This window comes from Pseudomonas sp. B19125 (assembly GCF_044218855.1).
Classification (GTDB): Bacteria; Pseudomonadota; Gammaproteobacteria; order Pseudomonadales; family Pseudomonadaceae; genus Aquipseudomonas; species Aquipseudomonas edaphica.
The window spans coordinates 5,865,912-5,880,300 of the sequence record NZ_CP162589.1; the positions used below are offsets into that span (position 1 = coordinate 5,865,912).

Below are 14,389 nucleotides of genomic sequence, written 5' to 3' on the forward strand. Positions count from 1 at the left end.
CTCAGTGATCAAACACGGCGAGCGCCGCCGGGGTTTTGCTCGGCAGTGTCTTGGCGTCCGGTGGTACGTCGTTACCGGCGCCGAGCCCGCCACCCAGGGCCGTGACCAGTTCGGCATGGGCACTCAGGCGCGCGGCCTGCACCTGTTGTTCGATCTGTTGCTGGCGAAACAACAAGGTCTGAGCGTTGAGCACATTGAGGTAATCGGTGAGGCCGCGCTGGTAGGCGATCATGGCGATGTCGTAGGTTTTCTGCGCCGAGGCCACCGACTGCGCGGCAAAGGTGGCTTGCTTGTCCATGGATTCGCGGCGGATCAACTGGTCGCTGATGCCCTTGAGCGCATTGACCAGCGTCTGGTTGTACTTGGCCACGGCGATGTCATAACCGGCGCTGGCTTCGCCCAACTGCCCACGCAAACGGCCGCCGTCGAAGATCGGCAGGCTGATCGCCGGGCCGACGGTGTAGTTGAATTTCTGCCCGCTGAGAAACCCCAGCATCGTGCCGCCGGTGGCCATATAGCCGAGGCTGCCAACCAGATCGACGTTGGGGTAGAAACCGGCGTGTGCCACATCGATGCCGCGCGCCTGGGCGGCGACCTGCCAGCGGCTGGCAACCACGTCCGGGCGTTGGCCGAGCAATTGCGCGGGCAGGCTTGAGGGCAGCTTCAGCGGCGCGGCCAAGGACAAACTCGGGCGTTGCAGTTGCGCGCCCTCGCCCGGCCCTTTGCCGGCCAATGCCGCGAGCTGGTTGCGGCTCAGGGCGATTTCTTCGTCGAGTGCGTCGCGTTGGCGATGGGTTTCGGGCAAGGGCGTTTCGGCCTGGCTCACATCGAAATGCGTGCCGATGCCGGCATTCAGGCGCTTATTGGCCAGGTCGAGGATCTGCTGTTGCTGGGCCAGGGTGGCGGCGACGATATCGCGGTTGGCGAAATGCAACGACAGCTGGATATAGGCGCGCACCACATTGTTCTGCAATTCGAGCTGGGCCTGACGCGCTTCGGCAGCGCTCATATGCGCCAGGTCGACGGCGCGTTCGCTGGCATTGCTTTCGCGGCCCCACAGGTCGAGGGCGTAGCTCAAGCCCAGGGACGCGGTGTTGTCCCAGGTATTGGCACCGCTCAATTCGCCCGGCCCGTAGAACTGATCTTTCGGCCAATTGTGGCGTTTGAGCGTGGTGTCACTGTTGATCTGCAACGACTCAGCCGACTCGGCGATCCCGGCCATGGCCCGCGCTTCCCGCACCCGCGCGGCGGCCATGGCCATGTTCGGGCTGTTTTGCGTGGCGAGGTCGACCCAGCGGTTGAGTTGCATGTCGCCATAGGCTTGCCACCATTGTGTGGTGGGCCAGTGGGCGTCCTGCGCGGCGCTCTGGATGGCGGCGTCGGTGGCCAGGGTATTGGCGTTGAAGGCTTGGCCTTGGGGGGCGATTCCTCCGGTTCCGATGCAGCCGCTGATTGCTAACGATAAGGCCAAAACACTGAGAGCCTTCAGCGCTCTGTTGATGAGAGCCTTCAGCTCTCTGCTGATGCGACGCGGCACGGCGAACGAATTCCTGAGGTGGTGAGGCGGGGAAGGTGGCGCAATTCTAGGGGGCGCCATGGGGAACGATAAGCTGGCATTCCTGTGAATCTTTGTTACCGTTCAGGCGATAATCCGTTGGTAGGGATCACTGGACGGCGTAACTTTCTGTCACAATTTGCTATCTCCCTTGAGAACACTCCATGGACACTTTGCAAAATATGCGCGCCTTCAGTTGCGTGGCCGAGGCCGGCAGCTTCACCGCCGCCGCCGTGCAACTGGACACCACCACCGCCAACGTTTCGCGCGCGGTCTCCAACCTTGAGGCCCATCTGCAAACCCGCTTGCTCAACCGCACCACTCGCCGCATCGCGCTGACCGAGGCCGGCAAGCGCTATTTGCTGCGTTGTGAGCAGATCCTGGCTTATGTCGAGGAAGCCGAGGCCGAAGCCAGCGACGCCCACGCACGCCCCGCCGGGCAGCTGAAAGTGCATACCATGACCGGCATCGGCCAGCATTTCGTGATTGACGCAATTGCCCGTTACCGTCGCACCCACCCCGACGTGACCTTCGACCTGACCCTGGCCAACCGCGTGCCGGACCTGCTCGACGAGGGTTACGACGTGTCCATCGTGCTGGCCAGCGAGCTGCCGGATTCGGGTTTTGTGTCCCAGCGCCTGGGCATCACCTACAGCATCGCGTGTGCCTCGCCGGATTACGTCAAGGCCAAAGGTTGCGCACAGCGGCCCCAGGATTTGCTCAACCACGCCTGCCTGCGCCTGGTCAGCCCGGTGATCCAGCTGGACAAATGGACCTTCAACGGCCCCGAAGGCCAGGAAAGCGTGGCGATCAACACTTCGCCGTTCCTGGTCAACTCGGCTGATGCGATGAAAACCGCGATCACCAGCGGCATGGGCGTCGGCCTGCTGCCGGTGTATGCGGCTATTGAGGGTTTGCGTAACGGCACGCTGGTGCGGGTGATGCCCAACTACCGCTCGCAGGAGCTGAACCTGTATGCCATCTACCCCTCGCGCCAGTACCTGGATGCGAAGATCAAGACCTGGGTGGAATACCTGAGAGGGTCGTTGCCGGAGATTCTGGCGGCGCATCAGGCGGAGTTGGTGGCGTATGAGTTGAGTGGCAGCCTGGGCGGCACACGCCTGGCGAACTGATTTTGGAATACGGCCCCACAAACACCATCCATTTACTGTGGGAGCTGGCTTGCCTGCGATAGCATCGCCTCGGTACTGCTGATACACCGAGGCGCCAGCATCGCAGGCAAGCCAGCTCCCACATTTTGAGCGGAGTTCTGCAATGAAAAAGACTGTCCTCGCCTTCAGCCGTGTCACCCCGCAAATGATCGAACGCCTGCAACAGGACTTCGAGGTGATCGCGCCGAACCCCAAGCTGGGTGACATCAATGCTCAATTCAATGAAGCCCTGCCCCACGCCCATGGCCTGATTGGCGTAGGCCGCAAGCTGGGGCGTGCGCAGCTGGAAGGCGCGAGCAAGCTGGAAGTGGTGTCCAGCGTGTCGGTGGGTTACGACAACTACGACGTGCCGTACTTCAACGAGCGCGGGATCATGCTCACCAACACCCCGGACGTACTCACCGAAAGCACCGCCGACCTGGCCTTCGCCCTGCTGATGAGCAGTGCGCGCCGCGTGGCCGAACTGGATGCCTGGACCAAGGCCGGCCAGTGGAAAGCCAGCGTTGGCGCGCCGCTGTTTGGCTGCGATGTACACGGCAAGACCCTCGGCATAGTGGGCATGGGCAATATCGGCGCAGCCGTGGCCCGGCGTGGGCGCCTGGGCTTCAATATGCCGATTCTGTACAGCGGCAACAGCCGCAAGACCCAGCTGGAGCAGGAGCTGGGCGCGCAGTTGCGCAGCCTGGACCAGTTGCTGGCCGAGGCGGATTTTGTCTGCCTGGTGGTGCCGTTGAGCGACAAGACCCGCCACTTGATCAGCACCCGCGAATTGGGGCTGATGAAGTCCAGCGCGATCCTGATCAATATTTCCCGTGGGCCTGTGGTGGATGAACCGGCACTCATTGAAGCGCTGCAAACCCAGAAAATCCGTGGCGCCGGGCTGGATGTGTATGAGCAAGAGCCGCTGGCCGAATCGCCGCTGTTCCAACTGAGCAATGCGGTGACCCTGCCGCATATCGGCTCGGCCACCCATGAAACCCGTGAAGCCATGGCCAATCGCGCCCTGGACAACCTGCGCAGCGCCTTGCTGGGGCAACGTCCGCAGGATCTGGTCAACCCGCAAGTCTGGAAGGGCTGACGCCGATCTCATATGGGATGGGTTTTGTGTGGGAGCTGGCTTGCCTGCGATGGCATCACCTCAGTGCAACTGGAAGACCGAGGTGCCTGCATCGCAGGCAAGCCAGCTCCCACACAAGCCCAGCCCGACACAAAATCCGGTTAAAGCCTGGCTCCCCCGAGTCGATAACCTTCCATAGATCGTCATCCCTGATCCACAGAAGGTTTTTATGTCCACCACCAAAGCCCGCGCAGATTCACTCTCGCTTCTGCTCTTTACCTTGCGCAGCGGCAAGCTGATGGCCATCAACCTGCTCAAAGTCAGTGAAATCATCCCCTGCCCGCCGCTGACCAAGCTGCCGGAGTCGCACCCGCACGTCAAAGGCATCGCCACCCTGCGCGGTGCCTCGCTGTCGGTGATCGACCTGAGCCGCGCCCTCGGTGAGATGCCGCTGCAAGACCCGAACGGCGGCTGCCTGATCGTCACCGATGTCAGCCGTTCCAAGCAGGGCCTGCATGTGCAGGCGGTGAGCAAGATTGTGCATTGCCTGACCACCGACATCCGCCCGCCGCCCTATGGCTCCGGCGGCAATCGCTCGTTTATCACCGGCGTGACTCAGGTCGAAGGCGGCCTGGTGCAGGTGCTGGATATCGAAAAGGTCATCCACGGCATTGCCCCGGCCCCCGTTGAAGCGGCGCCGACCGACTTGACCATGGAAGAAGCCGAAGTGCTCGGCAACGCGCGAATCCTGGTGGTGGACGACAGCCAGGTGGCTCTGCAGCAATCGGTACACACCCTGCGCAACCTCGGCCTGACGTGCCACACCGCGCGCAGTGCCAAGGAAGCCATTGATGTGCTGCTGGAGCTGCAAGGCACGGTCGAGCAGATCAACGTGGTGGTGTCGGACATCGAGATGTCCGAAATGGACGGTTACGCCCTCACCCGCACCCTGCGCGAAACCCCGGACTTCCAGGAGCTTTACGTGCTGCTGCACACCTCCCTGGACAGCGCGATGAACAGCGAGAAGGCCCGCCTGGCCGGTGCCGACGCGGTGCTCACCAAGTTCTCGTCGCCCGAGCTGACCAAATGCCTGGTGGTTGCCGCGCAAACTGTGGCGCAAAAAGGCCTGTAAGCGGTGGCGGAGTATTTCCAACTGCTGCGCCGCGACCTTACTACCAGCCTGCCAGCACCGCAGTGGCCGGCCAATACCCGGCTGGATCATTACCGCGATGAGCTGGCCCCGGCCATCCATGCCGTATTGCGCATGACCCAGGAACAGGGCGGCGGCCGTGTCCCCAGCCTGGCAGAATGGCGCCGGCAGTTCGTCACCGACGCCGAGTTCGACCCCACGCTATGCCTGGTGGCCAGTAACGCAGACGGCATTCTTGGCGTGGCCCAGTGCTGGACCAGCGCGTTTATCAAGAACCTCTCGGTCCATCCGTGCGCCCAAGGCCAGGGGCTGGGGCGTGCCTTGTTGCTGCATACCTTCCACGTGTTCAAGCAACGCGGCGAGCCCTGTGTGGACCTGAAGGTGCTGGAAACCAACCAACGCGCCCGACAGTTGTATGAAAGTGCCGGCATGGTGTTTGTGCTGCGCGACCAGGTACCCGAGGACTGACCGGCACTGGCGCATAACTTGCTTCCACTGAGCCTGAACAGTGAATAGAGGCAAAAACCCGTCACCGTTCAAGAGTGCCCTCTGACCTTGCCTGGTGACAGATCCTCCATGAATACTCACTTTTCCTGCGTGGGTTGCGGCAAATGCTGCAGCGACCATCACGTTCCCCTGACCCTCGAAGAAGCCCGCAGTTGGGCGGCTGACGGCGGTAACGTCATCGTGCTGGTGGAGGGCTTTCTTGGCACCGGCCTGGGCTTGCCGGTGCAACAACGCGAGCATGCCGAACGCCGTTCAGTGGTAGTGCCGAGCGGCAATACCGAGGCGTTTGTGGCAATCACCTTTGCCGCCTACAACGCCGGGCGTTGCCGCAATCTTGACGAAGACAACCGTTGTGGCATCTATGAGCGTCGCCCACTGGTGTGTCGCATCTACCCGATGGAAATCAACCCGCATATCCCATTGAACCCCGCCGCCAAGGATTGCCCGCCAGAATCCTGGGAACAGGGGCCGGCGCTGATCGTCGGCGGTGAGTTGATGGATGCAGAACTGGCTGAGCTGATCCGCCGCTCACGCCAGGCCGACCGTGACGATGTGCAGACCAAGGAGGCCGTGTGCGCCTTGCTGGGTATTCGTACCACGGCGCTCAAGGGCGATGGGTTTACCGCGTATTTGCCGGATATGGCTGCCTTTGCGCAGGCGATTGAGTTGGCGATTGAGCAACCATCGGTGGCTAATGAGTGGGTGTTTCACGTCTCCGGCATGGACATCGCCGAACAGGTGCTGGATGCGGGGGCGCAGATTGCCACTGAGGTGCCGGCCAACTATGCGTTTATCTCGTTGAGGGCGGCTTAGGCTCGATGCGGCCAGTGTGGATGTGGGAGCTGGCTTGCCTGCGATGCGGGCAACTCGGCACACCAGGTACACCGAAGTGATGCCATCGCAGGCAAGCCAGCTCCCACAGTTGAACGGGTAGGCCCGCCTGTTGGCCATGGCTTGCAAAACACGGGGCCTGCTCACGTGCCGCAATTAATTGGCCATCATTGAGTGGAGGGCGGCTCATCCAAGTGATAAGGCGCCAGAATCCGCTGGTATTCACCGTTGTGCATCAGTTGCTCAAGCGCGTGATTGAGGTCGTTGCGCAAAGTGGAGTCAAACTTGCGCACAGCAATGGCAATGCCATTGCCTAAGAGTTCACCGGACAAGGGCGGCCCCATGAAGTCGAAATCCTGGCCAACCGGGGTGTCGAGCAGTGCACTGCGAATTTCCACAGTGCCTTGCAGCGTCGCATCAATCTTGCCGGCTACCAGACTGCGGGCCAGTTCGTCATTGAGCCAGAAACTTTTGATGATGACGCCCGCCGGTGCCCACTGCGACCGCGCAAAGGCTTCGCGATTGCTGCCCAGCAGCACACCGACACGCTTACCCTTGAGCGAGCGTGTGTCGGGTAACAGGCCGGACGCCTTACGGGCCACCAAACGCGTGGTAAAAGGGTAGAGATTATCGGTGAACCCCACCCACCGCCGCCGCCCCGAGGTGGCGGCAATGCCCATGATCGCATCGAACTGCCGGGCTTCGAGGGCCGGGAAGTCTTCGACAAACACCTGGTCGACCCAGGTGCAGCGCACATTCAACTGTGTACACAAGGCGTTGCCCAAGTCGATGTTCAAGCCCACCAATTGACCTTGCGGGCTACGACTCTGAAAGGGCGGAAACTGCGCGGCAACAGCGAAGCGGATTTCGCGCCGGGGTTGATCATCGTCGGCCACGGCGTCGATCGACAGCAAAAGGGCAAGTGCTGCACACAGGGGTATCAGAGCCACGGGAAACATCCTTTTCCAGAAAGACCAGCCTTGGCCACCCGCCCGATCTGAACGGTCGGGATGGAATCAAGGCTGTGCAAGCTTTCTAGAAACGGTCGCGGGTCTTCAATCGGAAATGTCAGCAGGTGTTGTAGTCCGCACCTGATAAAACGCTGGTCGTTCTATTCTCAGCGTTTACCCATCGAGCGGCGAGTGCCCGGCGGCGCCATGCCTGGCGACTTGGTGTGGCCGTTCTTGGCGCCATTCTTGTACCAAGGCTGGGCGGCGTTTTTGGCCCCAGCCAGTTCACCCGGCTTGAACGGAAACTTGAACGCCGGGATCTCGGCTTTTTCAACGCTTTGAGCGTCGGCCGGATCGACGAGGTCGGCCGCGTCAACAGGGGGTTGTGTCGGGGAAGTCATGGAAGCTCCGGGGCGTGCAGAAAATGAGGCGGTGGCCGGCTTGCGGGCCACGCTGGCGCGCAGTATACCTGCGCGCCTTGGATCTTTAACCACCGCCGGTACGAATGGTCGGACTTTACTGACAGCGCTGTCAGTTAGCAGTCACCGTGCTGACCGGGTTGGCGGGCTATAAAGAACGATCACTCTCCCAACCCTTTGCCCCGGCGCCCCACCCCATGCACATTCAACGAAAAACCGCCCTGATCGTGGCTGCCCTGGTGGTCGTGGCAGTTGCAGCCTGGGCCTTCAACCGACCGGCGAAAACCAAACTGGCGGTGTCCACCGCTATCCCGGTGCGAGTGGTGAGCGTCACACAGCAGGACATTCCTCGATTTGTCAGCGGTATCGGCTCGGTGCTGTCGCTGCACAGCGTGGTGATCCGCCCGCAAATCGACGGCATCCTCACCAAGCTGCTGGTCAAGGAGGGCCAATTGGTCAAGGCCGGTGACCTGCTGGCGACCATCGATGACCGCTCGATCCGCGCGAGCCTTGATCAGGCCAAGGCGCAGTTGGGCGAAAGCCAGGCGCAGTTGCAAGTGGCGTTGGTAAACCTCAAGCGCTACAAAGAGCTGAGCGTCGACGACGGCGTATCCAAGCAGACCTATGACCAGCAGCAAGCCCTGGTCAACCAGCTCAAGGCCACGGCGCAAGGTAATCAGGCCGCCATTGATTCGGCCCTGGTACAGCTGTCCTACACCCAGATTCGCTCGCCGGTGACTGGCCGTGTCGGCATTCGCACCGTGGATGAAGGCAACTTCCTGCGCATGAGTGATACCCAAGGCTTGTTCTCGGTGACGCAAATCGATCCGATCGCCGTGGAGTTCTCGTTGCCGCAACAAATGTTGCCGACCCTGCAAGGCTTGATCGCCGCGCCCACCCAAGCCAGCGTCGATGCCTACATGGGCGCCGACACCGACGGCCAGACCGGCGACCTGCTCGGCGAAGGCCACTTGAGCCTGATCGACAACCAGATCAGCTCCACCACCGGCACCCTGCGCGCCAAGGCTGAATTCAACAACGCTTCGCAGCGTCTGTGGCCGGGGCAACTGGTGACTATCAAGATCCAGACCGCCCTCGACAAGAACGCGCTGGTGGTGCCACCGACCGTGGTGCAACGTGGGCTCGACGCGCATTTTGTGTACCGCGTCAACGGTGACAAGGTTGAGGTTGTGCCGGTGCAGGTGGCGTATCAGGACAGCGACGTGACCATCATCAAGGGCGTGCAAGCCGGTGATGTGCTGGTCAGCGACGGCCAGTCGCGGCTCAAGGCCGGTGCGCAAATCGAGGTGCTCAAAGAGCCACCACAAGTGATCCAGACCGCCCAGACCAAGGTGCAACCATGAGCGGCAGCCGTTCCCCGTCCGCCTGGTGCGTCGACCATCCGGTTGCCACCCTGTTGCTGACCTTTGCGCTGGTGTTGCTGGGGCTGATTGCCTTCCCGCGCCTGGCTGTGGCGCCGCTGCCGGAAGCGGAGTTCCCGACCATCCAGGTCACCGCCACCTTGCCCGGCGCCAGCCCGGACACCATGGCCTCATCCGTGGCCACGCCCTTGGAGGTGCAATTCAGCGCCATCCCTGGCATGACCCAGATGACCTCCAGCAGCGCCTTGGGCTCAAGCCTGCTGACCCTGCAATTCACACTGAACAAAAGCATCGACACCGCCGCGCAGGAAGTGCAGGCGGCGATCAACACCGCCTCCGGCAAGCTGCCCAGCGACATGCCGAGCCTGCCGACCTGGAAGAAGGTCAACCCGGCCGACAGCCCGGTGCTGATCCTCAGCGTCAGCTCCGACAGCATGCCCAGCACCGAGCTGAGCGACTATGTAGAAACCTTGCTGGCGCGGCAGATCAGCCAGATTGACGGCGTTGGCCAGATCAATATCACCGGGCAGCAACGCCCGGCGATTCGCGTACAGGCTTCACCGGACAAACTCGCGGCCATCGGCCTGACCCTCGCCGATGTGCGCCTGGCCATCCAGCAGTCCAGCCTGAACCTGGCCAAAGGTGCGATTTACGGCAAGAACAGCGTGTCGACGATATCGACCAACGACCAGCTGTTTCACCCCGAGGAATACGGCCAACTGATCGTTTCCTACAAGAACGGCGCGCCGGTGCAGCTGCGTGATGTCGCCAAAGTCATCAACGGTTCGGAAAACGCCTACGTGCAGGCCTGGTCCGGTGACACGCCCGGGGTCAACCTGGTGATTTCGCGCCAGCCCGGCGCCAACATTGTCGAGACCGTGGACCGCATTCAAGCCGAACTGCCGCGCCTGGAAGGCATGCTGCCCGCCTCGGTGCAGGTCAGCGTGTTGACCGACCGCACCAAGACCATCCGCGCGTCCTTGCATGAAGTGGAAGTGACCCTGCTGATCGCCATCCTGCTGGTGGTGGCGGTGATGGCGCTGTTCCTGCGCCAATTGTCGGCGACGCTGATTGTGTCCAGCGTACTCGGCGTGTCGCTGATCGCCAGTTTCGCGCTGATGTATGTGCTGGGCTTCAGCTTGAATAACCTGACGCTGGTGGCGATCGTGATCGCCGTGGGCTTTGTGGTCGACGATGCCATCGTGGTGGTGGAGAACATTCACCGTCACCTGGAGGCGGGCCTGGATAAACGCGAGGCGGCAATCAAGGGCTCGGGCGAGATCGGCTTTACCGTGGTGTCCATCAGCTTCTCGCTGGTGGCGGCGTTTATTCCGCTGCTGTTCATGGGCGGTGTGGTCGGGCGGCTGTTCAAGGAATTTGCGCTGACGGCCACCTCGACCATCCTGATTTCGGTGGTGGTTTCGCTGACTTTGGCGCCGACCCTGGCCGCGCTGTTCATGCGCGCGCCGACTCATCATGCCCATGACAAACCGGGCTTCAGCGAGCGCCTGCTCGCCGGCTACGCACGCAACCTGCGCCGTGCGCTGGCGCATCAACGCAGCATGGCAGCGATCTTTATGCTGACCCTGGCGTTGGCCGTGGTCGGCTACGTGTTTATCCCCAAGGGTTTCTTCCCGGTGCAGGACACCGGCTTTGTACTCGGCACCAGCGAAGCGGCGGCCGACGTGTCGTACCCGGACATGGTCGCCAAGCACAAGGCGCTGGCCGAGATCGTCAAGGACGACCCGGCAGTGGCCGCGTTTTCCCACTCGGTGGGCGTGACCGGCAGCAACCAGACCATCGCCAACGGCCGTTTCTGGATCGCCTTGAAGGACCGCGGTGATCGCGATGTATCCGCCAGCCAGTTCATTGACCGCATCCGCCCCAAACTGGCCAAGGTGCCTGGCATCGTCTTGTACCTGCGCGCCGGCCAGGACATCAACTTGAGTTCCGGCCCAAGCCGCGCCCAGTATCAATATGTGCTCAAGAGCAACGACGGCGCGACGCTCAATACCTGGACCCAACGCCTGACCGAAAAACTGCGCGCCAACCCGGCCTTTCGCGACCTGTCCAACGACTTGCAACTGGGCGGCAGCATCACTCACATCAGCATCGACCGCCAGGCGGCGGCGCGCTTTGGCCTCACCGCTACCGATGTCGACCAGGCGCTGTATGACGCGTTCGGCCAGCGCCAGATCAACGAGTTCCAGACCGAGATCAACCAGTACCAGGTGGTGCTGGAACTCGACACTCAACAGCGCGGCAAGGCCGAAAGCCTGAACTACTTTTACCTGCGCTCACCGTTGACCAACGAGATGGTGCCGCTGTCGGCACTGGCCAAGGTCGACCCACCCAGCGTGGGGCCGTTGTCCATCAGCCATGACGGCATGTTCCCGGCCGCCAACCTGTCGTTCAACCTGGCACCCGGCGTGGCATTGGGTGATGCGGTGATCATGCTCAACCAGGCCAAAAACGAAATCGGCATGCCGACCACCCTGATCGGCACCTTCCAGGGTGCGGCCCAGGCGTTCCAAAGCTCTTTGGCCAGCCAACCGTGGCTGATCCTGGCGGCGCTGGTGGCGGTCTATATTATTTTGGGCGTGCTGTATGAGAGCTTCGTGCACCCGCTGACGATCATCTCCACCTTGCCCTCGGCGGGCTTGGGCGCGTTGATCATGCTGTGGTTGCTGGGCCAGGACTTTTCGATCATGGCCTTGATCGGGCTGGTGCTGCTGATCGGTATCGTCAAGAAAAACGGCATCCTGATGATCGACTTTGCCCTGGAGGCCCAGCGCGTGCGCGGGCTGCCACCTGAGGAGGCGATTTATGAAGCCTGCGTCACCCGGTTCCGGCCGATCATCATGACCACCCTCGCCGCCCTGCTCGGCGCCGTGCCGTTGATGCTGGGCTCCGGGCCAGGCGCCGAACTGCGCCAGCCGCTGGGGATCGCGGTGGTCGGCGGCCTGTTGGTGAGCCAGGCGCTGACGCTGTTCACCACACCGGTCATATACTTGTACCTTGAGAAGTTTTTCCACAGGCCCAAACCAGCGCTGGCGCTGGCGACCACACACTAAAGGCGGGGTCATGCGCGTCCTGATTATTGAAGATGAAGAGAAAACCGCGGACTACCTGCACCGCGGCCTGACGGAGCAAGGCTACACCGTCGATGTGGCGCGCGAAGGCATCGAGGGCTTGCACCTGGCGCTGGAGAACGATTACGCGGTGATCGTACTCGACGTGATGCTGCCCGGCCTCGACGGCTTTGGGGTGTTGCGCGCACTGCGGGCACGCAAGCAGACGCCGGTGATCATGCTCACCGCTCGCGAGCGTGTGGAAGACCGCATCCGTGGCTTGCGTGAAGGCGCCGATGATTATTTGGGCAAACCGTTTTCGTTCCTCGAACTGGTGGCGCGCCTGCAAGCGCTGACCCGCCGCAGCGGCGGGCATGAGCCGGTGCAAGTCACCGTGGCCGACCTGTGGATCGACCTGATCAGCCGCAAGGCCAGCCGCAACGGCCTGCGCCTGGACCTGACCGCCAAAGAGTTCTCGCTGCTCAGCGTATTGGCACGGCGCCAGGGTGAAATCCTGTCCAAGACCGCGATTGCGGAAATGGTCTGGGACATCAATTTCGACAGCGACGCCAATGTGGTGGAAGTGGCGATCAAGCGCCTGCGCGCCAAGCTCGACGGGCCGTTCGAACACAAGTTGCTGCACACCATTCGTGGCATGGGTTATGTGCTGGAGAGCAGAAGTGTCGGCTAACTCCATCGCCCTGCGCCTGAGCGGCATGTTCACCTTGGTGGCGCTGCTGATTTTTGTGTTGATCGGCGGCGCGCTGTACCAGCAAGTGGATCGCGGCCTGGGCTTGTTGCCGGGCGCCGAACTGGATGCGCGCTACAGCGTGCTGGAATCCTCGGTAAACCGCTTCGGCACACCGGACCACTGGGCAAAAATCACCGCCAAGTTGAAGTTGCTCGGCGAAGAAGACCCGCGCATTCGCTTCTGGGTGGTGAGCAGCGACCCGAGCTACGAATACGGCAACCCCGACGCGCAGATCCGCGCATTCGCCCAAGGGCCGACCGGCAAACGCGACTTGCGCCTGCCTGGGCATGAATACCCGTTCAAGGTGTTGCTCAGCCAGTTCGCGGCCAAGGATCAACGCCCACCGCTGCGTTTTATGATCGCCATCGACACCGAGAATTTCCGCGCCACTCAGCACCATCTGTTGATGGCCTTGATCGGCCTGGCCTGTGTCGGTGTGGCGCTGGCTGCACTGTTGGGTTTTTGGGTCTCGCGTATCGGCCTCAAGCCGCTGGGCAAACTTTCGGATGAAGCGCAAAAACTCGCACCGCCCAAACTCTCCGGGCGCCTGCAGTTGTCGCCCTTGCCGCCGGAGCTGAGCCAGTTCGTCAACTCGTTCAACTCCACGCTGGATCGGGTGGAACAGGCGTATTCGCGCCTGGAGTCGTTCAATGCCGATGTGGCCCACGAACTGCGCTCGCCGCTGACCAACCTGATCGGCCAGACCCAAGTGGCGCTCACCCGTGGTCGTTCGGCCGAGCATTACTTCGAGGTGCTGCAATCGAACCTCGAAGAGCTGGAACGCCTGCGTTCGATCATTAATGACATGCTGTTCCTGGCCAGCGCCGACCAGGGCAGCAAGGCCACCAAACTGATCGAAAGCTCCCTGGCCGATGAAGTCGCCACCACCCTCGACTACCTGGACTTCATCCTCGAAGACGCCCAAGTCAAAGTGCGCGTACACGGAGATGCCTTGGTGCACATCGAAAAAGCCCACCTGCGCCGCGCGCTGATCAACCTGCTGAGCAATGCGGTGCAGCACACTGCGCCGGGGCAGATTATCGAAGTGAGCATTGAGGTGCAGGAGCAGTGGGTGGCGATCGGGGTGACCAACCCCGGCGATGAGATCGCCCGTGAGCATTTGCCGCGCTTGTTTGAACGCTTCTACCGGGTGGACGCGTCGCGCAGTAACAGCGGCGCAAATCATGGGCTGGGGCTGGCGATCGTCAAGGCGATTGCATTGATGCACGGCGGTGATGTGTTTGTGCGCAGTGAGGGCGGTGGCAATACTTTTGGCATTACCTTGCCGGTCTGACTCACCAGAACACATCGATCCAGTGTGGGCGGGCTTGTGTGGGAGCTGGCTTGCCTGCGATAGCATCGCTGCGGTGATGCAGATGTACCGAGGTGTCTGCACCGCAGGCAAGCCAGCTCCCACACAAGCCAGATCCCACATAGCCAGCTTCCCCACTGGATCTCAAAGGTCTGACTGTTGCGGTTTGGGCAACAGTCATTATCTTGTTACACTCTATATCGCACCGCTCACCTGCGTTACTTTGACGCAC

General features: G+C 61.8%; 12 protein-coding genes. 9 read left to right on the top strand and 3 right to left on the bottom strand.

What is annotated here, in order from left to right:
• Nucleotide 1: 1 nt before the first annotated feature.
• Nucleotides 2-1,537: an efflux transporter outer membrane subunit gene (locus AB4P96_RS26805; RefSeq protein WP_395600304.1), complete on the bottom strand. Its 1,536-nt coding sequence runs from the start codon at nt 1,535-1,537 to the stop codon at nt 2-4.
• 182 nt (nt 1,538-1,719) lie between these two features.
• Between AB4P96_RS26805 and AB4P96_RS26810 the strand changes: the two genes are divergently transcribed.
• The 5 genes from AB4P96_RS26810 (at nt 1,720) to AB4P96_RS26830 (ending at nt 6,254) form a co-directional block, all read left to right on the top strand.
• The gene (locus tag AB4P96_RS26810; protein ID WP_017138167.1) at nt 1,720-2,688 is read left to right on the top strand and encodes a LysR family transcriptional regulator; all 969 of its coding nucleotides are present in this window, start codon (nt 1,720-1,722) and stop codon (nt 2,686-2,688) included.
• 142 nt (nt 2,689-2,830) lie between these two features.
• Complete coding sequence (locus AB4P96_RS26815; RefSeq protein WP_017138168.1) at nt 2,831-3,805, top strand: D-glycerate dehydrogenase; 975 nt, start codon at nt 2,831-2,833, stop codon at nt 3,803-3,805.
• A 208-nt stretch (nt 3,806-4,013) separates the two neighbouring features.
• On the top strand, nt 4,014-4,916 hold the full coding sequence (locus AB4P96_RS26820) for a chemotaxis protein CheV (protein WP_017138169.1): 903 nt from the start codon (nt 4,014-4,016) through the stop codon (nt 4,914-4,916).
• A 3-nt stretch (nt 4,917-4,919) separates the two neighbouring features.
• Nucleotides 4,920-5,402, top strand: a complete 483-nt coding sequence (locus AB4P96_RS26825) for an N-acetyltransferase (protein WP_017138170.1) — start codon at nt 4,920-4,922, stop codon at nt 5,400-5,402.
• Between the two features lie 108 nt (nt 5,403-5,510).
• Entirely contained in the window at nt 5,511-6,254 is a 744-nt protein-coding gene (locus AB4P96_RS26830) for a YkgJ family cysteine cluster protein (RefSeq protein ID WP_017138171.1), read from the top strand.
• Between the two features lie 185 nt (nt 6,255-6,439).
• Here AB4P96_RS26830 and AB4P96_RS26835 read toward each other — a convergent pair whose 3' ends face one another.
• Together AB4P96_RS26835 and AB4P96_RS26840 are read right to left on the bottom strand one after the other, a co-directional pair.
• Nucleotides 6,440-7,222, bottom strand: a complete 783-nt coding sequence (locus AB4P96_RS26835; RefSeq protein ID WP_026013782.1) for a transporter substrate-binding domain-containing protein — start codon at nt 7,220-7,222, stop codon at nt 6,440-6,442.
• A 167-nt stretch (nt 7,223-7,389) separates the two neighbouring features.
• Nucleotides 7,390-7,623 carry a hypothetical protein gene (locus AB4P96_RS26840; RefSeq protein WP_017138173.1) on the bottom strand — a complete coding sequence of 78 codons (234 nt, stop codon included), beginning with the start codon at nt 7,621-7,623 and terminating at the stop codon, nt 7,390-7,392.
• Nucleotides 7,624-7,838: 215 nt separating this feature from the next.
• On the opposite strand from AB4P96_RS26840, the gene AB4P96_RS26845 reads away from it, so the two are divergent.
• Genes AB4P96_RS26845 through AB4P96_RS26860 form a run of 4 tightly spaced genes read left to right on the top strand, consistent with a single transcriptional unit; the run spans nt 7,839 to nt 14,139 of the window.
• Nucleotides 7,839-9,005, top strand: coding sequence for an efflux RND transporter periplasmic adaptor subunit (locus tag AB4P96_RS26845; RefSeq protein ID WP_017138174.1), 1,167 nt, complete (start codon nt 7,839-7,841; stop codon nt 9,003-9,005).
• On the top strand, nt 9,002-12,097 hold the full coding sequence (locus tag AB4P96_RS26850) for a multidrug efflux RND transporter permease subunit (RefSeq protein ID WP_017138175.1): 3,096 nt from the start codon (nt 9,002-9,004) through the stop codon (nt 12,095-12,097). The genes AB4P96_RS26845 and AB4P96_RS26850 overlap by 4 nt, the downstream gene beginning before the upstream one ends.
• Before the next feature lie 10 nt (nt 12,098-12,107).
• Entirely contained in the window at nt 12,108-12,785 is a 678-nt protein-coding gene (locus tag AB4P96_RS26855) for a heavy metal response regulator transcription factor (RefSeq protein WP_236460321.1), read from the top strand.
• Entirely contained in the window at nt 12,775-14,139 is a 1,365-nt protein-coding gene (locus tag AB4P96_RS26860) for a heavy metal sensor histidine kinase (RefSeq protein ID WP_099548413.1), read from the top strand. The genes AB4P96_RS26855 and AB4P96_RS26860 overlap by 11 nt, the downstream gene beginning before the upstream one ends.
• The last annotated feature ends 250 nt before the right edge of the window (nt 14,140-14,389 follow it).

Coding starts and splice junctions, on each gene's coding strand:
- AB4P96_RS26840 (WP_017138173.1), bottom strand. CDS start 7,623: ATGACTTCCCCGACACAACCCCCTGTTGACGCGGCCGACCTCGTCGAT.
- AB4P96_RS26855 (WP_236460321.1), top strand. CDS start 12,108: ATGCGCGTCCTGATTATTGAAGATGAAGAGAAAACCGCGGACTACCTG.
- AB4P96_RS26830 (WP_017138171.1), top strand. CDS start 5,511: ATGAATACTCACTTTTCCTGCGTGGGTTGCGGCAAATGCTGCAGCGAC.
- AB4P96_RS26810 (WP_017138167.1), top strand. CDS start 1,720: ATGGACACTTTGCAAAATATGCGCGCCTTCAGTTGCGTGGCCGAGGCC.
- AB4P96_RS26820 (WP_017138169.1), top strand. CDS start 4,014: ATGTCCACCACCAAAGCCCGCGCAGATTCACTCTCGCTTCTGCTCTTT.
- AB4P96_RS26850 (WP_017138175.1), top strand. CDS start 9,002: ATGAGCGGCAGCCGTTCCCCGTCCGCCTGGTGCGTCGACCATCCGGTT.
- AB4P96_RS26845 (WP_017138174.1), top strand. CDS start 7,839: ATGCACATTCAACGAAAAACCGCCCTGATCGTGGCTGCCCTGGTGGTC.
- AB4P96_RS26815 (WP_017138168.1), top strand. CDS start 2,831: ATGAAAAAGACTGTCCTCGCCTTCAGCCGTGTCACCCCGCAAATGATC.